The sequence below is a fragment of the Pseudoalteromonas sp. 31A1 genome (assembly GCF_011378815.1).
Taxonomy (GTDB): Bacteria; Pseudomonadota; Gammaproteobacteria; order Enterobacterales; family Alteromonadaceae; genus Pseudoalteromonas; species Pseudoalteromonas arctica.
The window spans coordinates 287532-310056 of sequence record NZ_WTKY01000001.1 but is presented as its reverse complement, the minus strand read 5'-3'; the positions used below and the strand labels follow the sequence as shown (position 1 = coordinate 310056).

At 39.8% G+C, this 22525-nt stretch carries 23 protein-coding genes and 1 riboswitch; of the genes, 8 read left to right on the top strand and 15 right to left on the bottom strand.

Features of this window, described 5'->3' with window-relative positions:
• Positions 1 to 73 precede the first annotated feature (73 nt).
• Both GQR52_RS01445 and yaaA read right to left on the bottom strand, forming a co-directional pair.
• A complete protein-coding gene (locus GQR52_RS01445; protein ID WP_165727215.1) occupies positions 74 to 1030 on the bottom strand; it encodes a mechanosensitive ion channel family protein in 957 nt (318 codons plus the stop codon).
• A 121-nt stretch (positions 1031 to 1151) separates the two neighbouring features.
• Entirely contained in the window at positions 1152 to 1931 is a 780-nt protein-coding gene (gene yaaA, locus GQR52_RS01440; protein ID WP_165727214.1) for a peroxide stress protein YaaA, read from the bottom strand.
• A 225-nt stretch (positions 1932 to 2156) separates the two neighbouring features.
• Between yaaA and tal the strand changes: the two genes are divergently transcribed.
• Positions 2157 to 3107 carry a transaldolase gene (gene tal / locus GQR52_RS01435; RefSeq protein ID WP_007376481.1) on the top strand — a complete coding sequence of 317 codons (951 nt, stop codon included), beginning with the start codon at positions 2157 to 2159 and terminating at the stop codon, positions 3105 to 3107.
• A gap of 223 nt (positions 3108 to 3330) precedes the next feature.
• Positions 3331 to 3519, top strand: a complete 189-nt coding sequence (locus GQR52_RS01430) for a DUF3545 family protein (protein ID WP_007583746.1) — start codon at positions 3331 to 3333, stop codon at positions 3517 to 3519.
• 107 nt (positions 3520 to 3626) lie between these two features.
• Here GQR52_RS01430 and ung read toward each other — a convergent pair whose 3' ends face one another.
• The 8 genes from ung to GQR52_RS01390 form a co-directional block, all read right to left on the bottom strand.
• Positions 3627 to 4289: a uracil-DNA glycosylase gene (ung, locus tag GQR52_RS01425; RefSeq protein WP_165727213.1), complete on the bottom strand. Its 663-nt coding sequence runs from the start codon at positions 4287 to 4289 to the stop codon at positions 3627 to 3629.
• On the bottom strand, positions 4286 to 5146 hold the full coding sequence (locus tag GQR52_RS01420; RefSeq protein ID WP_165727212.1) for a cobalamin-binding protein: 861 nt from the start codon (positions 5144 to 5146) through the stop codon (positions 4286 to 4288). The genes ung and GQR52_RS01420 overlap by 4 nt, the downstream gene beginning before the upstream one ends.
• Positions 5146 to 5745: a cob(I)yrinic acid a,c-diamide adenosyltransferase gene (gene cobO, locus GQR52_RS01415; RefSeq protein WP_165727211.1), complete on the bottom strand. Its 600-nt coding sequence runs from the start codon at positions 5743 to 5745 to the stop codon at positions 5146 to 5148. Before cobO ends, GQR52_RS01420 begins: the two co-directional genes overlap by 1 nt.
• A complete protein-coding gene (locus tag GQR52_RS01410) occupies positions 5738 to 7222 on the bottom strand; it encodes a cobyric acid synthase (protein WP_165727210.1) in 1485 nt (494 codons plus the stop codon). Before GQR52_RS01410 ends, cobO begins: the two co-directional genes overlap by 8 nt.
• Positions 7223 to 7226: 4 nt before the next feature.
• Positions 7227 to 8231 (bottom strand): iron ABC transporter permease, encoded by a 1005-nt coding sequence (locus GQR52_RS01405; RefSeq protein WP_165727209.1) that lies wholly within the window; start codon positions 8229 to 8231, stop codon positions 7227 to 7229.
• Between the two features lies 1 nt (position 8232).
• Complete coding sequence (locus GQR52_RS01400) at positions 8233 to 9045, bottom strand: ABC transporter ATP-binding protein (RefSeq protein ID WP_165727208.1); 813 nt, start codon at positions 9043 to 9045, stop codon at positions 8233 to 8235.
• Between the two features lie 511 nt (positions 9046 to 9556).
• A riboswitch (cobalamin riboswitch) is annotated at positions 9557 to 9691 on the bottom strand.
• A gap of 61 nt (positions 9692 to 9752) precedes the next feature.
• Positions 9753 to 10685, bottom strand: coding sequence for a porin (locus GQR52_RS01395; protein WP_165727207.1), 933 nt, complete (start codon positions 10683 to 10685; stop codon positions 9753 to 9755).
• Between the two features lie 166 nt (positions 10686 to 10851).
• A complete protein-coding gene (locus GQR52_RS01390) occupies positions 10852 to 11724 on the bottom strand; it encodes a LysR family transcriptional regulator (RefSeq protein WP_010553277.1) in 873 nt (290 codons plus the stop codon).
• Between the two features lie 91 nt (positions 11725 to 11815).
• Here GQR52_RS01390 and GQR52_RS01385 point away from each other — a divergent pair, with 91 nt between their 5' ends.
• Both GQR52_RS01385 and GQR52_RS01380 read left to right on the top strand, forming a co-directional pair.
• A complete protein-coding gene (locus GQR52_RS01385; RefSeq protein ID WP_007583734.1) occupies positions 11816 to 12190 on the top strand; it encodes a DUF413 domain-containing protein in 375 nt (124 codons plus the stop codon).
• An 86-nt stretch (positions 12191 to 12276) separates the two neighbouring features.
• Positions 12277 to 13512 carry a response regulator gene (locus tag GQR52_RS01380; protein ID WP_165727206.1) on the top strand — a complete coding sequence of 412 codons (1236 nt, stop codon included), beginning with the start codon at positions 12277 to 12279 and terminating at the stop codon, positions 13510 to 13512.
• Between the two features lie 17 nt (positions 13513 to 13529).
• On the opposite strand, the gene rarD is transcribed toward GQR52_RS01380, so the two are convergent.
• Together rarD and GQR52_RS01370 are read right to left on the bottom strand one after the other, a co-directional pair.
• Complete coding sequence (gene rarD, locus GQR52_RS01375; protein ID WP_165727205.1) at positions 13530 to 14447, bottom strand: EamA family transporter RarD; 918 nt, start codon at positions 14445 to 14447, stop codon at positions 13530 to 13532.
• Positions 14448 to 14498: 51 nt separating this feature from the next.
• Complete coding sequence (locus GQR52_RS01370) at positions 14499 to 14954, bottom strand: thioesterase family protein (protein ID WP_007583728.1); 456 nt, start codon at positions 14952 to 14954, stop codon at positions 14499 to 14501.
• 384 nt (positions 14955 to 15338) lie between these two features.
• On the opposite strand from GQR52_RS01370, the gene recQ reads away from it, so the two are divergent.
• The 4 genes from recQ to GQR52_RS01350 all read left to right on the top strand — a co-directional run bounded on the left by recQ (position 15339) and on the right by GQR52_RS01350 (position 19976).
• Positions 15339 to 17162: a DNA helicase RecQ gene (gene recQ, locus GQR52_RS01365; RefSeq protein WP_010553279.1), complete on the top strand. Its 1824-nt coding sequence runs from the start codon at positions 15339 to 15341 to the stop codon at positions 17160 to 17162.
• 7 nt (positions 17163 to 17169) lie between these two features.
• Positions 17170 to 17454: a DUF3630 family protein gene (locus tag GQR52_RS01360; RefSeq protein ID WP_007583724.1), complete on the top strand. Its 285-nt coding sequence runs from the start codon at positions 17170 to 17172 to the stop codon at positions 17452 to 17454.
• 171 nt (positions 17455 to 17625) lie between these two features.
• Positions 17626 to 19335: a ShlB/FhaC/HecB family hemolysin secretion/activation protein gene (locus tag GQR52_RS01355; protein ID WP_165727204.1), complete on the top strand. Its 1710-nt coding sequence runs from the start codon at positions 17626 to 17628 to the stop codon at positions 19333 to 19335.
• A gap of 68 nt (positions 19336 to 19403) precedes the next feature.
• Positions 19404 to 19976 (top strand): mechanosensitive ion channel domain-containing protein, encoded by a 573-nt coding sequence (locus GQR52_RS01350; protein WP_165727203.1) that lies wholly within the window; start codon positions 19404 to 19406, stop codon positions 19974 to 19976.
• Positions 19977 to 20070: 94 nt separating this feature from the next.
• Here the strand turns inward: GQR52_RS01350 and GQR52_RS01345 are convergent, their stop codons facing one another.
• From GQR52_RS01345 to GQR52_RS01335, 3 genes are read right to left on the bottom strand one after another with little or no spacing between them, the layout of a single operon-like run.
• Positions 20071 to 21129 carry a succinylglutamate desuccinylase/aspartoacylase family protein gene (locus GQR52_RS01345; RefSeq protein WP_165727202.1) on the bottom strand — a complete coding sequence of 353 codons (1059 nt, stop codon included), beginning with the start codon at positions 21127 to 21129 and terminating at the stop codon, positions 20071 to 20073.
• Positions 21116 to 22021, bottom strand: a complete 906-nt coding sequence (gene rimK / locus GQR52_RS01340) for a 30S ribosomal protein S6--L-glutamate ligase (RefSeq protein ID WP_002961977.1) — start codon at positions 22019 to 22021, stop codon at positions 21116 to 21118. The genes GQR52_RS01345 and rimK overlap by 14 nt, the downstream gene beginning before the upstream one ends.
• A gap of 2 nt (positions 22022 to 22023) precedes the next feature.
• On the bottom strand, positions 22024 to 22458 hold the full coding sequence (locus GQR52_RS01335) for an ATP-dependent zinc protease (RefSeq protein ID WP_007585784.1): 435 nt from the start codon (positions 22456 to 22458) through the stop codon (positions 22024 to 22026).
• Between the last annotated feature and the right edge of the window lie 67 nt (positions 22459 to 22525).

The following is a 22525-nucleotide window of genomic DNA, read 5'->3' as shown; positions in this document are numbered from 1 at the left end:
TTTTACTCTGTAAAAATGCGTTGTTGGTAAGTAACTATTTCCCAATGCTTTTGCCTAATGAGTTTTAACTAAATTACTCACTTTGGTTTGAATCAGCATCATCACCTCTGCCTTTATTTGATGATTGCTGTCTTATTTTATCGCTGATCATGGCATCGAGTTTTTCGCCGCCTTTAATACCAAAATCTAAAGTGCGAATTGGGAATGGAATACTAATGTCAGCCTCATCGAGTGCCTGCTTAACGGCAACAACACCTTTGTGGCGTACCGTCATAAAGTCAGGCTCACCTGGGTATTTAATCCAAAACCACACCAGTAAGTTAATGCTGCTGTCGCCAAAACCTTCGGCGTATACAGCGGTTTCGTCTTTACGTATTACGAAGTCAAATTCATTTATTTTTTCGACGATGACGTCCTTTGCTTTTTCTATGTCGTCGCCGTACGAAATACCTACGGGTACTTCTATGCGCCTAACACCTAGCGTGGTGTAATTTTTTAGTACGTTTCTAAATAATACTTTGTTTGGTACCAGTATTAACTGCCCATAAAAGCTCTCTATTAGCGTGTTACGTAGGTTTATAGAATGTATCGAACCAAACACATCATCGGTTTCTATTACGTCGCCTGTTTTGAATGGTTTGCGTACACCCATAGCAATACCGGCTATCAAGTTTTCGGTCATATCTTGAAACGCAAAACCAATTGCTAAGCCCACAATACCCGCACCAGCAAGTAGTGAGGTAACGGTGCCTTTTAAGCCAACAAAATCGAGCGCTATAAATAAACCGATACACAAAACAATAACTTTAAATATTGAAGCCATTAAATCGGCAATTTGTTTTGAATCGAGGGATCTGCGTAATACGTTTTTCATCAGCCTGCCAGCAAAGCGTGCCAATATTGAAAACACAATTGCGATCAGTATCGCAACTATAAAATTAGGGATATGACTTATTACAACATCAAACCACCCTCCGAGCTTTTCTTCTATTAGTTTTTCGGCTTCGTCAATTGACGGAATGCTGATCATTTTATTTGCACCTATTTAATTAGTGTTCTCATTAATATTAGATGAGATTGCAAATATAACGCCAACATCAAAAAAGCCATGCAATGCATGGCTTTTAAGTTTTTTATTTAAGCTTATAAACCTAATTTTGTTCGTCGCGCATAAATACCGGCTCAAGCTCTTTAACTGTTGCCACTGGGCTAAAGTAATAACCTGCTACCGTAAACTCTTTAAGTTGGCTTAACTGCGTTACTTTATTTTCGATAATGTAGCGCGCCATCATGCCGCGTGCTTTTTTAGCGTAAAAGCTAATTACTTTGTATTGACCATTTTTACAGTCTTTAAAGTGTGGGGTAATAATTTGTGCATTTAATGCTTTCTTATCTACCGCTTTAAAGTATTCGTTTGAAGCAAGGTTAACTAAGTATTGCGCGTCTTGTGCTTTTAATACTTCGTTTAATTTATTCGCTATTACGCTGCCCCAAAACTCGTATAAGTTTTTGCCACGCGAGTTTTCAAGCTTGGTGCCCATTTCTAGGCGGTAAGCTTGCATTAAATCAAGTGGTTTTAATAAGCCATATAAGCCAGAAAGGATACGTAAGTGGTTTTGTGCATAATCAAGCTCGCTAGCTTTAAGCGTGCTTGCATCTAAACCGCCGTATACATCGCCATTAAAGGCAAGCACTGCTTGTTTAGCATTACTTTGTGTAAACGGCTGCGCCCACTCGCTAAAGCGTGCTGCGTTAAGCCCAGATAGCTTGTCGCTAATTTTCATTAAACTGCCAATTTGCGCTGGTGTTAGTTCACGGCATACTTTCATGAGCTCTTCGCTGTGCTCTAGTAATTCAGGCTGAGTGAACTTGTCTGTTGCGGGTGGCGTTTCGTAATCAAGATTTTTTGCAGGTGAAATAACAGTGATCATAGTTAGCTATTGACTTGTAATTTATTTAGTGTCAATTTCAACATTAAATGAAACGAAAAGCACGTTTTGTTTAAATAAATCCTCTCTTAATAACCCATGCATTGCCGTTTTTTTATTGATCAGGACATAAGACCTATCAAGCATTGTCACACTGTTGCAGTATGGATTAGATATATTAAGAGTGATTAGATTTTTCTTTTAACTTGCTTGGAATGAGGAAAGCAAATGACTTCAGCTCTACAAAGGCTAAAACAACATTCATCTATCGTAGCCGACACTGGTGATATTGAAGCTATTAAAAAGCATCAACCAGAAGATGCAACTACAAACCCATCGCTTTTATTAAAAGCGAGCGAGATTGAAGCATATAAGCCTTACCTAGATAAAGCTTGGAGCTACGCAAAAGAAACCGAGCAAGAGCCAGCTAAACAACTTGAACTAGCATGTGATTACTTTGCCGTATTACTAGGTAAAGAAATTAGCGCTATTGTACCTGGTTATATTTCGACTGAAGTAGATGCACGCCTTTCGTTTAATACGCAAGCTACGATTGATAAAGCACATACCCTACTTAGCCTTTACGAAAAAGAAGGTGTAAGCAAAGACAAAATTTTAATTAAAGTAGCGTCTACATGGGAAGGTATTAAAGCCGCTGAGCAACTAGAAAAAGAAGGGACTAAATGTAACCTTACTTTATTATTTAGCGATGCCCAAGCTCGTGCGTGTGCCGATGCAAACGTATTTCTAATTTCGCCATTTGTTGGCCGTATTTTAGATTGGCACGTTGCTAACGGCATGGAAAAACCAACCGATCCGCTACAAGATCCAGGTGTTCAGTCTGTACGCAGCATTTTTGAATTTTACAAACGCCATGACTACAAAACAGTTGTGATGGGTGCAAGTTTCCGTAATACAGGCGAAATTATTGCACTTACAGGTTGTGACAAGCTAACTATTAGCCCTAATCTTTTAGAAGATTTAGGTAACCTTGAAGGCGCACAAGAATATTTGCTTGAAAGCGATGTTCCACAAGAGCCAAAACCAGAGCCTTTAACAGAAGCACAGTTCCGTTGGTTACATAACCAAGATGCTATGGCTACTGAAAAACTAGCTGAAGGTATTCGCTCTTTTGCTGATGCACAAGAACAACTAGAGGCGCGCTTTAAAGCAATGTAATTTGCTATAATCGTGTTTTAAAAACGTCGCAATAGCGGCGTTTTTTTATGCCTAAAATACGCTACCCCTCTATATAATCTTCATATCGACTTCATATAATCCTCGTATAAACCTTCATCAATTAATCACACTTATGTAACATAACTGTCACTTTTTTATTCTATTTTAACTAGGCCTGTGGTATAGGTATTCTTGAGGTCAATAAAATCAATAGGAGAAGTTCATGGATAGCCTAAACGATATATTAGAGATATTAGAAGGACCAGATACAACAAGGAAAACCTCTCAGAAAAATAAAAAAAGAAAATGGCGTGAAATAGAAGCAATAAAAGACAAACAGCGCCTACGTAAAGAACTACAAGAACTAGACTACTTTACAGACAGTATTGCAATTGAAGAGCTCGACTTTTAATTCAATACGCCCCAACTAAACAAAAAGGCTTCCGATATATGGAAGCCTTTTTTAATGCGCTGAAAATAGCTGCATGAGATAAATTTATTATTCAGAGCTCAGGTTATTTACACCTGCCAGTTAATCGGTTTTTCACCTTGGGCTTGTAATAGCTCATTCGTTTTTGAAAAATGCTGACAGCCAAAAAAGCCTCTATGCGCCGAAAGCGGTGATGGGTGCGGCCCTTTTAAAACATGATGGCGAGCGCTATCTATGCCTTTACCTTTTTTTTGTGCATGTGCACCCCATAAAATAAATACCACACCTTCGCAGTGTTTATTAATATGCGCTATTACATTATCGGTAAATTGCTCCCACCCTAAATGCTTATGAGAATGCGCTTGCCCTTGCTCAACGGTCAATACTGTATTGAGTAAAAACACGCCCTGATCTGCCCAGCTTTGCAGGTAACCATGCTCAGGAATAATAAACCCGCTGATATCGACAGCTAACTCTTTATATATATTTTTAAGCGACGGTGGCAGTTTTTTAACTTCAGGCAATACCGAAAAACATAAACCATGCGCTTGCCCTTCACCGTGGTAAGGGTCTTGCCCTAAAATTACAACGCGAATGTTATTAAGTGCTGTAGCATCAAAAGCGCTAAACACTTGAGGTTCAGGCGGATAAACAGCAACGCCTTCATTGCGGCGATTAGCCACATACTCTAACGTTTGTTGCATATAAGGTTGCTGTAATTCACTTTCTAAAAATGTAGCCCAATCGCTCATTGTGTACTCTTAATCTGTTTACGTGATGCGTCTATTTTATCACACATATCCGCCAGTCCATCTAGCATACGCGGGGTAAACCGATGTAATAAATCGGCATTTACGCTAATAAATTGATCATTTTTAACTGCTGGCACTTCTGGCCACTTTTGCCAATTAACAACCGGCTGTGGTGTTTTTGATTTTTCATCAGGGATAATAATAACTTGTGGCTTAGTAACAATGACATTTTCGATACTAATTTGCGGATAATCTGTAACGCTATCGGCAAATACATTACTTACATGGCATGTTTCAATCAGTTGGCTTATCCACGTATTTTTACCTACTGTCATCATCGGTTCTGACCATAATTGATAAAACGCAGTTACTATTTTTTTGCCCTGCTGCTGTTTTTTAATATTTTGGAGCTTAGTAATAAATGCACTTGCTACTTGCTGGCTTTGCTCAATATTTCCTGTAAATTCACCAAAAGTAAGTAACTCGTCGGCTACACCAGCGATTGTGGTGGGATTACTCAAATACACTTTTATGCCTAAACGTTCTATTTGGGCTAAATCTTCGCTTTGATTTCCGCTTTTCCACGCAATAACTAAGTCGGGTTTAAGCGCCAATACTTTTTCAAGCGAAACCCCATAATAACCCCCTATTCGCTCAATATTTTTAGCCTCAGCAGGGTAGTCGGCGTAATCAACTGTGCCCACAATGTTATCGCCCGCCCCTATGGCAAATAGGTTTTCGACTATATGTGGTGCAAGCGCAATTATTCGCAGCTTTTTAGAATCCTCAGCCTGCTCTGCAAGTGCACCGCCCGATACACTTAAAAACAGTAGCCCAATAAAAAACGCTTTAAACATTAGTAATCAAACCCTTCAAGCGCTTTTATGCCAGAGTCGAATGCGTGTTTTACATTACGCACTTCGCTTACTGTGTCGGCAAGTTCGGTTAAAGTACGGTGCGCTGCACGCCCTGTAATAATAACTGACTGCATTGGCGGGCGGTTATTAAGCGCTGTTACTACTTCATCTAAATCAACGTAGCCGTAAGTCACCATGTAAGTAAGCTCATCGAGTAATACTAAATCAATACTGCTATCAGCAAGCATACGTTTTGACTCTTTCCATGTGGCTTGCGCGGCGGCGGTATCGGCTTCTTTGTTTTGTGTATCCCAAGTAAAACCGGTGTTCATTACTACAAACTCAACGCCTGCACCTTGTAATAAATTACGCTCACCACACTCCCACGTGCCTTTAATATATTGGCACACAGCGGCTTTTTTACCATGCCCTACGCAGCGAGCTACAACGCCAAAACCTGAGGTTGATTTACCTTTACCATTACCGGTAATTACCTGAAAAATACCTTTTACATCTTGCGCGGCAGCAACGCGCGCATCTACTTGCTCTTTTACTTTTTGCTGGCGCTGCTGGTGCTTATCGTTGTTTTGTTCAGTCATTATTGTGCCCTTCATAAATCGAGATAATTTGCTGTATATTTAAATGCGTTTCGCACATGGTTGCTAAGCGTTCTAACTGCTGCTCGCGGTGATCGGCAATACTAATAGGGTTAATGGTAGCGCTTGGCTTTACCCATTTTAAAATTTGCGATGTCGCATCGGCTTCATCAAATAAACCATGTAAATAGGTGCCTGCAATGGCATTATCATCACTAATAAAGCCATCAGTTTTAAAGCCATTTGGGTGGTTTTCATTAAAGGTTAAAAATGGCTTATTAAGCGCTACACCTTGGCTAATACCTGCATGTATTTCGTAACCACTACAGAGTGTTTGTTGGTTATTTAAAAGTAGTGTAGCGGTTATTTTGGTTAATACTTTTTGTGCTGTCAGCGTGGTTTCAAAATCGCATAGAGCAAGTCCATTTACTTGCTTTAATGATGATTCAATACCCTCGGGATCGTTGAGCGTATTGCCCAACATTTGCATACCGCCACAAATGCCAAGTACTTTTCCACCATAGCGTAAGTGGCGCTTAATTTGAGTGTCCCAGCCTTCATTTTTCAAAAAGGTTAAATCCCCCAGCACGTTTTTACTGCCTGGTAGAATTATTAGATCAACTTCGGGGATCGTTTGCGTGTGGCGCACATAATTTATATTAATGTTTGGGTGCAAACGCAGTGCATCAAAATCGGTATGATTACTAATGTGTGGCACGAGCAGCACTGCAATATTAATTGTGGCATTGGTTACGTTATTATCAATTGCAACGGCGTCCTCAGCGTCAAGCGCTAGGTCGTGCAAATAAGGTAATACACCAAGTACGGGTTTGTTTGTGTATTCTTCAAGCCAATCTAGCCCGCCTTGCAGCAAACCTATATCGCCTCTAAAGCGGTTTATAACAAAGCCTTTTACGCGCGCTTGTTCTGACTCGCTTAACAACGCAAGCGTACCTACCAAATGTGCAAACACACCACCTTTATCAATATCGGCAATTATAATAACAGGGCAATCTACCTCTTCGGCGTAACCCATATTGGCAATATCGTTTTCACGCAGGTTTATTTCAGCAGGGCTCCCCGCTCCTTCAACAAGGAGTAATTCAAAGCGTTTAGCTAAGCGGTTATGTGAGGTAATTACTGCATCCATCGCGACTTTTTTATAGTCGTGATATTTGCCAGCTTCCATATTACTAATGGCTTTTCCGTGAATAATCACTTGTGCGCCCGTGTCGCTATTAGGCTTAAGTAATATAGGGTTAAAATCTATTTCGGGCTCTACTTTAGCTGCTATTGCTTGCAAAGCTTGCGCACGACCAATTTCGCCGCCATCTTTTGTTACTGAGCTATTAAGTGCCATATTTTGTGGTTTAAAAGGCGCAACCTTTACCCCTCGCTTAGCAAATACCCTGCAAAGGGCTGCAACTAAAGTGCTTTTACCTGCGTCGGAAGTAGTGCCTTGCACCATTAAGGTTTTCATGGAATTACACCCTTCGCTTTCTAAAAAACAATAAACTTAAAAAGAACACACTACCAATAGCAGCAGTAATAACGCCTACGGGCAATTCTTGGTTTTTTAGCAAGGAGCGCGAAAGTACATCAACCCACACCATAAATGTACCGCCCACTAAGCTGGTTACCAGTAAGCCAGCGATGGTGCCTTGGGATATAAAAAAGCGCACAATGTGCGGTACCATTAATCCTACAAACCCAATACCACCACACATAGCCACCAGCACAGCGGTAATTAATGAGCTCAAAACCAGCATAAGTATTCTAAAGCGCTGGACCCTAACACCTAATGTAATTGCGCTTTCATCGCCAAGTAACATAGCATTGAGTTGCCTTCTAAAGCTCAGCATTACAAACGTACACAATGTGATTACCAATAAAGGTAACCAAAGCGTAGCCCACTGCGCACGAGCAAAGCTGCCCAGTGTCCAAAATAAAATAGCGGCTACCGCCTGAGGGTCGCTCCAATAAAGCAACAAACTGGTAAACGCACTAAATAAAAATGACAGAGCAACACCAGCTAATAACATTGATTCTACCTGTGCACTTTGCTGCCTACCTGCAATAAGTATTAATAAACTCATAGCGAGTAAGCTGCCCAGCAGTGCTGCTGCCGATAGCATAAAGCCTGCGCTAATGCCTGCTAGCGCCATAAGTAACACTACCCCAAATGAGGCACCCGACGATATACCAAATAAGTAAGGATCGGCTAAAGGGTTACGCGTTACCGTTTGTAAAATAAGCCCCGCAATGGCTAAACCAGAGCCAGCTAAAAAGGCGAGTAATGTGCGTGGCATTCTTAGTTCAAAAATAATACGCGAATTAAAAGACGCATCATTTGAGAGTAAAAAGCTATTAAATACATCTTGAAGTGAGGTCTCTGCTGCGCCAAAACTAAGTGCTGCAAATAAGCTAAATAAAGCAGCTACAACACTTATAAATAGCGCAAATGATTGGCGAGTATTAACTGCGCTCATATTATTTGTAGCCATAAAAGTAAGTGATATGAGGGATGCTATTTCCCGACTTCGATATTTGCGGGTGGTTATTTACTTGGGCGCAAACACCAAAAACGTCGCCTAGCATGTTTTCGGTTAATACCTCACTTGGCGTGCCTGTATGTGTAATTTCACCGTTTTTAATAACCACTAGTTCATCGCACATTGCAGAGGCTAAGTTTAAATCGTGAAACGATGCAAATACCGTTACACCCAACGATTTAGCAAGCTCCATAACCTGTATTTGGTATTTAACATCTAAATGGCTGGTTGGTTCGTCCATAATTAATAGTTGAGGTTGCTGCACAATAGCACGAGCAATAAGCGCTCTTTGTTTTTCACCGCCTGAGAGCGATTCAAAACTTTGATCAATATGATCCACTAACCCTACGGTGTTGATAGCTTGGATGATTTTTTGTTTATCAATATTGGTTATTGAGCTAAATAGCGATTTATGAGGCGTTAGCCCAAGTGCAATAACATCAAATACGCTTAAGTTAAATTGCGAAGGGGTTTCTTGTAAAACAACCGCGACTTTTTTTGCGTACTCATCACTTTTTAGCTGCCAAATGTCGGTGTTGTTAAACTCTACAACGCCATCACTTGGTTTATTAAAACGATATAAACAACGCAATAAGCTCGATTTACCTGCGCCATTAGGTCCAATTAAACCAACAAATTTACCTGTGGTTATTTTAAGGTTTATTTTTTTGAGAATCGTTTTATTGCCAATACCCCATGATACGTTTTTAACGTTTAGTAATGGTTTATTTAATGGCGTTTGAGTGCGCAATAGTCAGTCCTAGGCTAGGGTCTGTTGATCTTTCAAGGTTAAATTTGCAACAGTCTGTTTGGTATTTAGGCAAGGCAGAGCCTATGTAGTGTGGTTATTCCCCATAAATGGGCGATAACGTAGCATTAATGCCAAACAGGCGCTGCCCAAAGGGTTCTTCCTAGGGGCTATTTACTCTTTGTTGCTCGGTTTTTACTTAGCCCACTAGGTTACAAACCTCGCGCCGCGATTAAATAGCCCCTAGTTTGAACAAATTTTAATCCGCAAAGATCAACAGACCCTAGGTTAAACTCACCAAAATGCGATAAAAATACTAATGCACTACAAGAAAAAATGAGTAAACCCGCTCGTTAAAAGAATTCATACCAATTGCATTAAATTAGTGATTTATTATAGCGACAAATAAATAGCTTAATAACAAGGCGGAAATTATGACATATAGTTGTTCTATATGAATAATTTTTAACGAAGTTAGTAAGTTATTTAATTCGCTAGAAAGATCATGTTTTTAATAAAATTGGTATCATACCATTTGTATCTGACTTAAAGCTTTGCGCTAATTACAGTTGCGGGAACAGTCGAGGACTCGCACCTCATTCCAAATGAAGCTCTATTATGGGCGGCTAAGTAAATAATTTAAAGCAAAAAAAACCGCACTCAAAAGAGCGCGGTTAAAAAGGGAGTGTTTTAACTAATTAGGCTAGTCGTTAAAACTTGTATTCCATACCTAAGCCTACGTAATCTTGGTCAACGTTGTTGTCCATGTCGAAGCTTGAATAAAAGCCAAATACTTTAATGTTTTTATTTAATTTGTGGTCAAGACCAACTGAAATTGCTGACTTATCGTCGCTGTCGTCAAAGTCCATATCTTGGTATTGCACTTTAAATGTGTTGCTACCCATGCTGTAAGCAGCATTTAGCAAGTAACCATCCGCTTCTGCGCTGCCACCTACTGCTTCTTGTGTTTGGTACATTGCACCCAATTTAAAGTTTTCGATTTTACCTTGGATTGATGCACGCACTACGTCGTAGCCATTTACTTCACTATCGGCTGCAATAGAGGCGTATACCGCGCTCTTTTTAAGAGCCACGTCACCGTATGTCACCGCCATTGAATAACCGTTATCAGCGTCTACATCGTCTTCAGCTACAAAAGTAGCAAGTACTTTAAAGCCTTCGTATGAGTTTGATGAGTAGCTAACTGTGTTTCCTAAGCGGTTTTCACCTTTAAATACATTTTTAATATCGCCTTCAAGGTCGTTAAATAAATCTAACTTACCTTGAGATTGCTTAAGCGCAGTATCGTTACGACCAATTACAACCTGACCAAACGCACCTTTTAAACCAACGTATTGGTTACGCGCAGAAATATTGTCGTCGTTATCGCCTTTTGAATCAGCATCAGACACATCAACTTGAAACTCAAACTTATATACCGCTTCTAAACTATCATTTATTTTTTCAGAACCTTTAACACCAAGACGAGATGCATTACTTTTTATCTCGGTAAAAGACCCTTCGCCATCATCAGATGATTGCACTGTTACATTCGCTTTACCGTAAATGTCTACGTCGGCAAGTGCATTAAAAGATAAACCACTTAATAGTGCTAAGCATAAGCTCGATTTTACAAATTTCATGTTATTTCCTTGGATAATCACAAAAGACTAATTTTCAAAACTGCTGCATTTTGTCATTCCTAAATGACAGTAATATTACAATAGAAATATTACTGTCTTTTTTTGTTAATAAAAATGCATTAAATATGAAATCAAAATAACATGAAAGCCTAGTAGATGGTCGTACTTACTTACCTTGCTTTAATGACAAGCTTGGCGTCATTTGCGAAAGTAAATTAACTAAGGTTTCTATTAGCTCTTTTTGCTCGTTGTCTCTGTGATACGCAATAAATACGTCTCTTGAGGTGTTTTCTACCCCTTTAACATGAAACAACTCACCTTTTTCTAAATGCCCTTCAACCAATACTTGAGGTATAAATGCACTACCACCACATTGCAGTATTAAATCAAGTGCAATACGTCCCGTGCTGGTTCTAAAGTAAGGTGGCGTTTTTCCTGTAAACTGACGCGCATGCCAAAGAGAAAAAGTAGTTCCCCAATCCACATACACATATTGATTATCAAAAAAGTTTTCGTTCGTTGCGGTGTCGTATCCGCTTACTGGAATGATTGGCAACTCACAAATACGCTCTACTACGAGTTCATCTACTTTTGGTGGATCAAATAATATTGCCAAATCGAGAGTACGCTCTAATAAAAGTCGAGTGCTCTCTTGTTGTGCTTTAACTTCTGCAACTAACGACACGCCCGGCATCGCCGATACAATATTTGTTATACCAAACTGTAAAAAAGCATCCCAAATATTAGGCGTTCCTGCTAAGCTAATTTGCTTATGCATATTGTCGGCAAGTGCAACATCGACTTTGGCCCGCTGCATGCCCGTAATAATCATTTGTGCGTGCGGTAATAAGCGCTCGCCAGGTGCTGTAAGTTGAATATTATTACGCTGGCGAATAAACAAATTAACACCAAGCCCTTGCTCTAATTGGCGAATTCTAAAGCTCACTGCAGACTGCGTAATATAAAGGTTTTCGGCCGCTTTACCAAAGTGACGCGTACGCACTACCTCAACGAATGTTTTTAATAAATCGATATCCAATTTTTTATCCTCACGATAAAAATAATTTGTTTAATAAATTGCCAAACTTGCATCATACTCCAGCTAATTAATAGGGTATGAGGATAAAGCTATGAGCAATAACATTTCATTACTACGCCAAGCATTTGTTAGCCAACGTCAATTTTATGATGATCAGAATTTTCCACGTGGTTTTAGCCGCAGCGGAAACTTCACCTTATTAGAAGCCAGTATATTAGAACAACACGGTGTTGTTTTAAGAGGCTTATACAGTAAAACAATTGAGCCGCAAAACGAACATCAAGAACAGTTTGTAGCAGTAGTCACTGGCTCACAAGAACCTACTAACCCAATCGAACGTGCTTGGGTAAAATACTTAAAGCTAACGACCTGTAAAACTAAGTTTCATACTTTATTTGGCCGCTCAAAAATGTCAGGACCGGCACCGATTAGCCAAGAGTATTATTCAGAAGCGGATAATCTGTAAGTACTTAAGTTATTTGCTTTTTTGCGTTTTAACAGTTACAACTTGTATAAGCAAATATTTTTGCAAAATATAAACAGGGTTGTTCCGTGACGCGAAAAATACTAATAGTTGAAGATACACCTGCAATGGCGCGAGTGCAAAAGCACATCGCGCTTAAAGCAGGCTATGAAGTTGATATAGCAGAGTCATTAGCACAAACAAAAGAGCTTATAAGTAAAAATAGCTACTTTTGCGCTGTAGTTGACTTTATATTACCTGATGCCCCATCAGGTGAAGCAGTACCCTGCACTGTTAATGCTGATATCCCAACTATTGTAATGACGGGTAATATTGATAAAAAAACCCGCGACACCGTCGAAAAATACCCAATCATCGATTACATCATTAAAGAAAACAAACAAGCTTACCAATACCTAGAAAAACAATTACACCGCTTACCTCGCAATGAAAATGTAAAAGTACTCGTTGTTGATGATTCTAAATCGACTCGACGATACATTTGCAGCTTGTTAGTTCGTCACAAATATCAAATTATTGAAGCACAAGACGGACAAGAAGCATTAAAAATGCTCGAAAGTTCACCCGACATTTCAGTCATCATTACTGATAACGAAATGCCAAACATGAATGGTGATGAGTTATGTAGCGAAATTCGCCGCTTATATAGCAATGACGAAAAAGCCATTATTGGTATTTCGGGCTCTGACTCTGTAGGGCTTTCTAGTTTATTTTTAAAAAATGGCGCAAACGATTATTTACATAAACCTTTTAATAGTGAAGAGTTTTACTGCAGGCTTAGCCAAAACGTCGATATGCTAGAACAAATAGCCACAATTAAACGCCAAGCCAACACCGATTACCTAACTAATCTACCTAATCGTCGTTACTTTTTTGAAGAAACAAACAAATCACTCAAAAAGATTAAAAATCAGCAAGGTTCAGGAGCGCTAGCCATGCTTGATATTGACCATTTTAAAATAATTAATGACACTCACGGGCATGATGTAGGCGACGAAGTATTAAAAGGGCTCTCCATTTGCTTTAGCAAATATTTTAAAAAGTATTTAGTGGCCCGCTTAGGTGGCGAAGAGTTTGCCGTTTACTTTGCAAATGCGGATAAACAAGAAGCGCTAAAAAGACTTGAAGGTTTTAGGTACTTTATAGAGGCGAATAGCCAAGAGTTTAGTAAAGAAAAAATCAAATTTACTATATCTATTGGTTTTGCAGATGGACCTGTTTATCAAATTGATGAATTATTAAAACAGGCCGATTTAAAGCTTTACGACGCTAAAGAATCTGGTCGTAATAAAGTAGTTAGCTAACAGCTCTATTAGGTTAATTATACTTCAGCGGCTGTAATAGCCGCTTTTTTACGTTTGCGTGATTGATTGTAAGAATCCCAACTAAAAATAGCTAGCGCACTCCAAATACATGCAAACGTTACTAATCTCTCAGCGTCAAACACTTCACCGTAAAACACCACTGCCAATATAAACATTAGGCTTGGCCCAATATACTGAAAAAAGCCTAATGTAGTGTATTGCAAACGCTTAGCGGCGCCGGTAAAACACAGCAGTGGTAATGTAGTTACAATACCTGCACTAATCAGTAATGCATTAGTATGCCAATCGTTAGCTGGCAGGCTTGATGTTGCTGTAGGCACCATTAACCACCAATAAATGAGTGCAACAGGCAGTAATATAAGTGCTTCGAGTAAAATGCCAGGCAAGGCTTCAACGGGTAGTTTTTTACGTAACAACCCATAAAGTGCAAATGATATAGCTAATGAAAATGCCACTACCGGAAACGAGCCAAAACTAATTAGCTGCAGCGCAACACCGGTAAAGGCCAGTGCCACTGCTACACCTTGAAACTTACGCAGGCGTTCACCTAAAAAGAGCATACCCAGTAATACATTTAAAAGAGGGTTTATGTAATAGCCCAAACTCGCATCAAGCATATGGTTATTATTTATAGCCCATATAAATAAACCCCAGTTAAACCCTAGTAATGTTGAGGTAATAACAAGCATAAGCAAAAGCTTAGGCTGAACAATAATGCGTTTAATTTTACCCCAATACTTTAAAACACTTACTACTAATACTAAAAATACAACCGACCAAACAACCCGATGCATTAAAATTTCAAAGGCAGAAACATGCTGAATTAACTTAAAATATATTGGCGCAAGGCCCCACATAAAAAAAGCAAGACAAGCAAAAATAGCACCTTTACGCTGCTCAGTATCAATCGACATAATAAACACTTAGTGATTTAAAAGGCCGCTAGTTTACTTCCCATACACGTTTTATCCAACTAAATACGTGCCTGTCCCAAAAGCAATTTGAACAGACTGTTCGTTATGTAATTCCATTCGACAAACACACACTTTATTACCTGATCGAATAAGTGTGGCACTCGCTGTAAAACTCTCTCCTTTACCAGGGCGCAAATAATCAGTGCGCAAGTCGATAGTCCCAAGCGTGGCTAATTTTGTTTGCACACTTCCTATATCTAAATCGGTGAGCTTATCAATCACGCTTGCTGCCGCGAGCATACCGCCTACATTATCAAGTACGGCTGAAATAACACCACCGTGCAGTATTTTTTGCGCAGGGTTACCAATGAGTACATCCTGCCACGGAAACGTAATTTTGGCCTGTTCAGGGCTCAACGACTCAACCGATATTTGTAAAAACTGGTTAAACGGCATGCCATTTACAAATAATGCACCCACTTGTTCAATTAACATTTCTTTATTCATTATTATTCTCTATGCTCAAACTGGTACGATGAGTAAAGCATAACTTAAGCAAAACTACGAGGTTCTAGTTAAATCATTTACTTAGCAACCTAACTTTAAGAAAGCAGATCTATCTTAATAAGCGGTTTCAACACTACCAGAGTTTAATTTACTTACAATAGAGTTGAGGTTAATACCAATTAGCTTAATTAAGTGACCTATCTGGAGGTAAAAAAATAGTGTCTATAACAAGGCAAAAACTCGTTATTTAGTTGTTCTATATCAGAAATTTTTAACGCAGCTAGCGTCAGATTAGATCCCTCAAATTGATTAAGTAGTATTGCGGATTGGTATAAGTAACTCAGCTAAAGACATCTCACTAAAAAACCACTAAAATACCCGCCAATGAATACATCAACACCACCTTCTAGCACCCTTGTGCGTAAACCCGAAACTGTCCTCAAACAAGTGTTTGGCTACAGTGAATTTCGCGACGGCCAAAAAACAGTTATTGATGCTGCTATTAACGGCCAAGACTCGCTTGTATTGCTCCCTACTGGCGGCGGAAAATCGGTTTGCTATCAAATACCCGCTTTAGTGCTTGAAGGCGTCACTATTGTTATATCTCCGCTCATATCGCTAATGCAAGATCAGGTAAGTCAACTTCAAGCACTTGGGGTTAAAGCCGCTTACGTAAATAACAGCTTAGCGCGAGAAGAGCAGCAATTGGTGTATCAACAGCTTCATCAGGGGCAAATTAAGCTTTTATATGTGGCACCTGAAAAAGTATTACAACGCGAATTTTTAGAGCGTTTATCGCATTTAAATGTAAGCTTATTTGCCATTGACGAAGCGCATTGTGTGTCGCATTGGGGTCACGATTTTAGGCCTCATTACTTTCGCTTAAACGAATTAAAGCAACGTTTTGCACATGTACCCATGATGGCGCTCACTGCAACTGCCGATAAAGCCACCCGTTTTGATATAGTTGAGCAACTAAAACTACAACAGCCTTATATTCATACTGGCAGCTTTGATCGCCCCAATATTCGCTACACCATAGAAGAAAAATTTAAACCTATGGTGCAACTGCTTCGCTACTTAAAAGAGCAAAAAAGCCAAAGCGGTATTATTTATTGCACCAGCCGTAAACGCGTAGACGACATTGCTGAAAAAATTGCAGATGCAGGGCTAAACGCTGCCGCTTACCATGCAGGTATGAGTAACGAGCAACGACAATTTGTACAAACTGGTTTTGCCCGTGACGATATACAAATAGTGGTCGCAACCGTTGCTTTTGGTATGGGGATTAATAAACCCAATGTACGTTTTGTACTGCATTACGATATTCCAAAAAGTATCGAGTCGTACTATCAAGAAACGGGGCGTGCTGGGCGAGATGGACTTGCCGCAGAAGCCATAATGTATTTTGACCCAGCTGATATTGGCCGTGTAAGACGCTTTTTTGAAGACATAGACGACGAGCAACGCCGCCGTGTAGAAGAACAACGCTTTAACGCAATGGCAAGCTTTGCCGAAGCACAAACGTGTCGCCGCCAAATTTTGCTTAACTACTTTAGTGAATATCAACGCGAACCCTGCGGCAACTGCGATATTTGCTTAAATCCGCCAAAAAGCTTTGATGGTACATTGGTTGCCCAACAAGCGCTTTCTTGTGTGTATAGAGCTGACCAGCGCTTTGGTCTTGGGTACATTGTTGAATTACTACGTGGTGCAAATACTAGCCGCATACGCGATAACAATCATCATGAGCTAAGCACTTACGGCATAGGTAAAGATAAAAGCAGTGAATTTTGGCTTAGTATTTTACGCCAGCTTATTCATCAAGGCTTACTTAGCCAAGATATAACGCAAGGTGCGTCACTTAGGTTAACCGAAGCCGCGCGTGCAATTTTAAAAGGTGAGTACGCACTGCAATTAGCCGAGCCACGCCTGCAAGCCAAACACGTTTATCAAGATAAGTTAGCGCAATTTAATTACGACAAAAAACTGTTTGCTCGCCTGCGCGCACTACGTAAAGAACTTGCTGATGCCGATGATGTACCACCTTATGTGGTATTTAATGATAAAACGCTAGCCGAAATGGCGCAGCTTATGCCAACAAACGACAGCGAATTTTTAAAAGTGTCGGGTGTGGGTTTTACTAAGTTAAATAAATACGGCGGCGAGTTTTTAACTGCAATTCGCAATTACCTAGCTACAAATTAAGAATGTTATGACCCAAATAGAATATGACCACGCCCATAAATACATTTTAATTACGCCAGTCGAGCCTCCACACGATGAAGACTTTGAACTGTGGAGCACACTCTTTTTACACTCAGACGATGTAACACTCAATGAGTATTCTGCAGGCGCCGATCGCCATCAAGTTCGCTTTACCTATAATCAGCAGACCTTTAATTTAAACTATGAGCATTACAGCCAAAGTATTTGGATTAATGCCGAAGGCCATGAAGCTGAGCACTTATTAGCCGCTTTAGCATTTTATTTAAGTTAGCTTTTAATATCCCGCCCACAGGCGGTTCTAAACCAGGTTGGTTATTAACATAAGTGAATATGAGTAACAATTAATTAGTTTCAAAATCCATACCTTTTACTTACATTATAATAACAATGATGTAAGCTGATATTACGGTAGTCATTTGCTACGTAGCAGTAAAGAGGTTTAATGGTGAACAAGAAATGGATAGCACAATGTTGTATTAGCTTAACGGTTTTAAGCTTTTATGTGCCTAATGCATTCGCACAACAATCTTCAACGAAAACTGATAACTGCCTTGTAGAACAGACAGATTTAAGCACAAATAAAAACTTACGCCGAGAAGTTCAAGACAAAACAACCCTCACGCACAGTAATAGTAACGCTAAAATAGCCTCAATAAAGCTCAAGCAACTTAATGTATTTAATACTGAGCTTGAAGAGGAAAATAATGCCCTATTCCGATTTGCTAACCGCGCTCATATTCAAACAGAGCCCGATGTCATTAATAACCTTTTATTATTCTCCCCTGGTGACAAGTACGATGCTAAAAAGCTTGCAGAGTCTGAGCGCCTACTTCGTAAAGAAAGCTACTTATATGATGCACAAATTAGTGCAATCGAAAACTGCGACGGTGACGTTAATGTAGAAGTGGTTACCCGTGATTTATGGACACTTTTACCTGAAGTAAACTTTAGCCGTAGCGGCGGAGAAAATAAATCGAGTATAGGTTTTAGAGAATCAAACCTGCTTGGTTGGGGGAAGCGCCTTTCTTTGTCACGCACGACCGACAGCGATCGTAGCGGTTATTTATTTGTTTACGACGATCCTAATATTTTATCTACTCGCTACCGCGGCCGTTTAGAGTACGCTGATAACAGCGATGGCAAGCGCCATTTACTTGAGCTAACCTATCCATTTTACGCGATAGACACCCCTTTTAGTTACGGTATTTTAAGCTATTCTGAGCAGCGCGAAGAGTCGCTATATAAACGCGGCGAAGAGTTTAGTGAATTTGATCAAACTACCGATTTAAACCGTGCATTTATCGGACACTCAAAAGCACTTAATAATAATTGGACCCAGCGCTTAACCTTAGGTTATACCGACGAGCAACATACCTTTGAAGCGATAGACACGACCTTTGCACCACTTGCCGATGACAGAAGCTTAAGCTACCCCTTTATAAGCGGCCATTGGTTTGAAGATAACTACATAAAAGTACGAAATTTTGACAGTATATCTCGCACAGAAGATTTAAATTTAGGCTGGAATATTAAAAGCTTAATTGGCTATTCAGATGAGTCATTAAGTAATGACGACAGCCGCGCGGTGTATTCATTTAATTTCAAAAAAGCCCACTTTACTAACGATAATACTTTATGGCGCTTTAGCGCAGACATTGATGGCTATTGGAATAAAGAGCAGAAAAAGCTCGAAAACTTTATGGCCACAAGCCAAATACAATATTATTTAAATACCAGTGAAAACCAATCTTGGTATGTTAAAGCCCGCATGCAGTACGCCAAAAACCTTACCGCTGATCAACAGCTTACTTTAGGCGGCGAAACAGGCCTGCGTGGTTACCCAATGGATTATCAACATGGCGACCGTAGTTTTTTAGTTAATCTAGAAAAGCGTTATTACTGGGAGTACGATTTGCTGCAACTATTTAAAGTGGGTGGAGCCGCTTTTGTAGACGTAGGCAGAGCATGGTTTAACGATGAAAATAATGGCGAAAACGCACATGTATTAAAAAATATAGGTGTTGGTCTTCGTTTAGCACCGAGTCGCGCAAATTCAGGCACTATGATTCATATTGATATTGCTGCCCCAGTTGATAGCTACGATGACGTAGACTCAGTACAGTGGTTAGTGAGCGTTAAAAACACTTTTTAAATAATACAAACGCGTTAAACTAAGCACTTATAATTTAACTAAATTGTTATGATAGCTCAGGGTCTAATGTGGAAATAATAGAATTTTTAGAATTGTTTGCATCACAATATAAATTAATTGTCACTATAATCGCTATTTTGGCTTTCCCTCTGCTATTAAAAATAACCAAAAATTTACTCGAAAAAGCGATTAAGGGAAAAGTAGATTTGCACCGAAAATACCGTGCAGAGCTGCTACTAAAAATTATACTCGCCTTTGTCGTACTATGTTTAGTTTTAGTATTCTGGGGTATAGAGTTGCGTGGTTTATTGGTTTTAGGCTCCTCTTTATTTGCCATGTTAGGCGTAGCACTTTTTGCCGCGTGGTCGCTATTGAGTAACCTTACCGCATTTTTACTAATGTTTATTCAAAACGATTGCCGTGTTGGCTATTGGGTACGAATTATTGATGGTGCGAATCATGTTGAAGGGCGCATTGTTGAAATGGGCTTAATGAATGTAGTACTTGAGCATATTGATGGGCACCGTGTAATTTATCCTAATAATTTATTTGTGACACGCCCTGTCATGGTTTTAAATAAAGAACCAAAGCCAACAAAAGTGCCCGTTATAAAGCGCATTATTGGTCCTAAAAAAACATAGTTTATAAAGCAATATCAACAAAAAAGCCGCAGTAAGTAATTAATTACCTACTGCGGCTTTTTAATGCTTAGCTAAACAGAATTTAGTTTAGCTATTAATTATTTAGCTCAGCTGTTTTAAGCTCTTCATCTAAATCGTTTATCTCGTCAATAAAGTTCTCTAGTTGCTGCTCTACTAAACTATTGTCATTTGCAAAGTAAGCAAGGTGGAATACCGCATCACCTTCATTTACCAATGGCATAGTTTGCTGACCAATAACAATACCGCCTTTAGGCGCTAAAAGCTCAAGCTCAGAGTCACCTAGTGGGCTACTAATATAAGCAAGTACTTGCCCTTTAGTTACATGCTCACCCAGTGATACTTGTGCACGCACAATGCCATCAACTTCGGCACGTATCCAACTAGTTGAACCTGCAATAATAGGATCTGGTAACTTTTTAGGACGCTTGCCACGGATCATTTTTAAATGACGCATAACATAATCAACACCCTGCACACCTGCCGCAATGGCGATTGGATCAAAACGCAGTGCTTCACCAGCTTCATAGGTTATAACCGGTATACCTAGGTTTGCAGCTTCACTTCGTAATGAGCCATTACGCAATGATGCATCTATAACTGCTGGCGTGCCGAATGCTTTAGCCATTTCAGCGGTTGCTTCATCAGCTAAGTTAGCGCGAATTTGCGGTAAGTTAGTTCGATGAATAGCGCCAGTATGTAAATCAATAATGTGGGTACAATGTATTGCCACTTGATTAAAAAACATATAAGCCATACGCCCAGCAAGTGAGCCACGCTCAGAACCTGGAAAGCTACGATTCATATCGCGTCTGTCTGGTAAGTAACGCGATTTATGAATAAAGCCAAACACATTCACAATAGGCACAGCGATTATTGTGCCGCGCAGTTGGCTTGGGTCTATTTTAGCAATTAACTGACGCACAACTTCTACGCCATTTAGCTCATCACCATGAATAGCCGCACACACCATAAGCACAGGACCTTCCATTACACCGTTAACCACTTCAATAGGAATATTAAGTGGTGAATGGGTATAAAGTTTAGCTGCCTCTAAGGCAAGTGTTTTACGCTCGCCTACGCCTACACTCTCTCCTAATAAGGAAAAAGGACGGTTAATTTTAACCTTTGCCACGTGTTGCTGTTCCTTTACTTGAAGCATTTTTTTCGATGAAATCAATCACCATGCCTGCAATGTCTTTACCTGTTGCTATTTCAATGCCCTCTAAACCTGGTGATGAGTTTACTTCCATCACAAGTGGTCCACGAGATGAGCGAAGTAAATCAACGCCAGCTACGTTCAAGCCCATTGATTTAGCAGCTGCTACGGCCGTTTTACGTTCTTCTGGAGTAATACGAACTAATGTAGCACTACCGCCACGGTGAAGATTAGAGCGGAACTCACCTTCTTGTGCTTGGCGCTTCATAGCTGCTATTACTTTATCGCCTAATACGAAACAACGTATATCGGCACCACCCGCTTCTTTAATGTATTCCTGAACCATAATATTAGCTTTTAAGCCCATAAATGCTTCAATAACACTTTCAGCCGCTTTGCGTGTTTCAGCAAGTACAACACCAATGCCTTGTGTGCCTTCAAGTAATTTAATTACAACAGGTGCACCGCCTACCATTTCTAGTAAGTCTTTTACATCATCTGGTTTGCTAGCAAAACCTGTTACTGGCATACCAACGCCTTTGCGCGAAAGTAACTGAAGTGAGCGTAATTTATCGCGCGAACGAGAAATAGCGACTGATTCATTTACAGGGTAAACACCCATCATTTCAAACTGACGAAGTACCGAACAGCCATAAAATGTAACCGATGCACCAATACGCGGGACGATTGCGTCAAATTCTTTTAAGTTTTCACCGCGATAGTGAATTTCTGGTTGCTCAGAGTTGATATTCATATAACAGCGCAATGCATCAATCACTTTAACTTCGTGACCGCGTGCCTCTGCCGCCTCAATTAAGCGACGTGTTGAATATAATTTTCTGTTGCGAGATAAAATACCGATTTTCATAGTTAAACCTTACGACCTAATAGTTGAGATAAAGCCGGGTCAACGACTATACGATTTTCCATGGCTGTACGCCCTAATAACATTCTAAACTTCATTGTTGCACGGCTTGTTAAAGTAAGCTCGATAGGCCAGCTATGCTCGCCTGCATGCAATGTAGTTTCTATAAAGTAACGTAACTCTTTTTGCCCACTTGAGCTGGTTACGTACTTCATTTTTTTAACTTTTGCATTGCAAGTGACTTGCGTTTGCTCATCATCTTGCAGTGGCTGGGCCGTAAATTTAACCCATTTTTCTGAGTCAACTTCGTATTCTTCAATGTTAATTGCATGAATACATGAAGTGCGAGCGCCAGTATCAATTTTTGCTTTTATCTCGTTAATACCAAGCCCAGGTAAACTTAACCACTCACGCCAACCAACTGTGATCTTTGCTGTCATAAATGTGCCCTTAATAAAAAAGTGACTTATACGCTACAGGTAAAAAAACACCAACGAAATAAATTTA

Coding starts and splice junctions, on each gene's coding strand:
- recQ (WP_010553279.1), top strand. CDS start 15,339: ATGAATACATCAACACCACCTTCTAGCACCCTTGTGCGTAAACCCGAA.
- cobO (WP_165727211.1), bottom strand. CDS start 5,745: ATGACTGAACAAAACAACGATAAGCACCAGCAGCGCCAGCAAAAAGTA.
- yaaA (WP_165727214.1), bottom strand. CDS start 1,931: ATGATCACTGTTATTTCACCTGCAAAAAATCTTGATTACGAAACGCCA.
- GQR52_RS01355 (WP_165727204.1), top strand. CDS start 17,626: ATGGTGAACAAGAAATGGATAGCACAATGTTGTATTAGCTTAACGGTT.
- GQR52_RS01430 (WP_007583746.1), top strand. CDS start 3,331: ATGGATAGCCTAAACGATATATTAGAGATATTAGAAGGACCAGATACA.
- ung (WP_165727213.1), bottom strand. CDS start 4,289: ATGAGCGATTGGGCTACATTTTTAGAAAGTGAATTACAGCAACCTTAT.
- GQR52_RS01395 (WP_165727207.1), bottom strand. CDS start 10,685: ATGAAATTTGTAAAATCGAGCTTATGCTTAGCACTATTAAGTGGTTTA.
- GQR52_RS01405 (WP_165727209.1), bottom strand. CDS start 8,231: ATGAGCGCAGTTAATACTCGCCAATCATTTGCGCTATTTATAAGTGTT.
- GQR52_RS01360 (WP_007583724.1), top strand. CDS start 17,170: ATGACCCAAATAGAATATGACCACGCCCATAAATACATTTTAATTACG.
- GQR52_RS01335 (WP_007585784.1), bottom strand. CDS start 22,458: ATGACAGCAAAGATCACAGTTGGTTGGCGTGAGTGGTTAAGTTTACCT.
- GQR52_RS01445 (WP_165727215.1), bottom strand. CDS start 1,030: ATGATCAGCATTCCGTCAATTGACGAAGCCGAAAAACTAATAGAAGAA.
- GQR52_RS01410 (WP_165727210.1), bottom strand. CDS start 7,222: ATGAAAACCTTAATGGTGCAAGGCACTACTTCCGACGCAGGTAAAAGC.
- rimK (WP_002961977.1), bottom strand. CDS start 22,021: ATGAAAATCGGTATTTTATCTCGCAACAGAAAATTATATTCAACACGT.
- GQR52_RS01385 (WP_007583734.1), top strand. CDS start 11,816: ATGAGCAATAACATTTCATTACTACGCCAAGCATTTGTTAGCCAACGT.
- rarD (WP_165727205.1), bottom strand. CDS start 14,447: ATGTCGATTGATACTGAGCAGCGTAAAGGTGCTATTTTTGCTTGTCTT.
- tal (WP_007376481.1), top strand. CDS start 2,157: ATGACTTCAGCTCTACAAAGGCTAAAACAACATTCATCTATCGTAGCC.
- GQR52_RS01420 (WP_165727212.1), bottom strand. CDS start 5,146: ATGTTTAAAGCGTTTTTTATTGGGCTACTGTTTTTAAGTGTATCGGGC.
- GQR52_RS01370 (WP_007583728.1), bottom strand. CDS start 14,954: ATGAATAAAGAAATGTTAATTGAACAAGTGGGTGCATTATTTGTAAAT.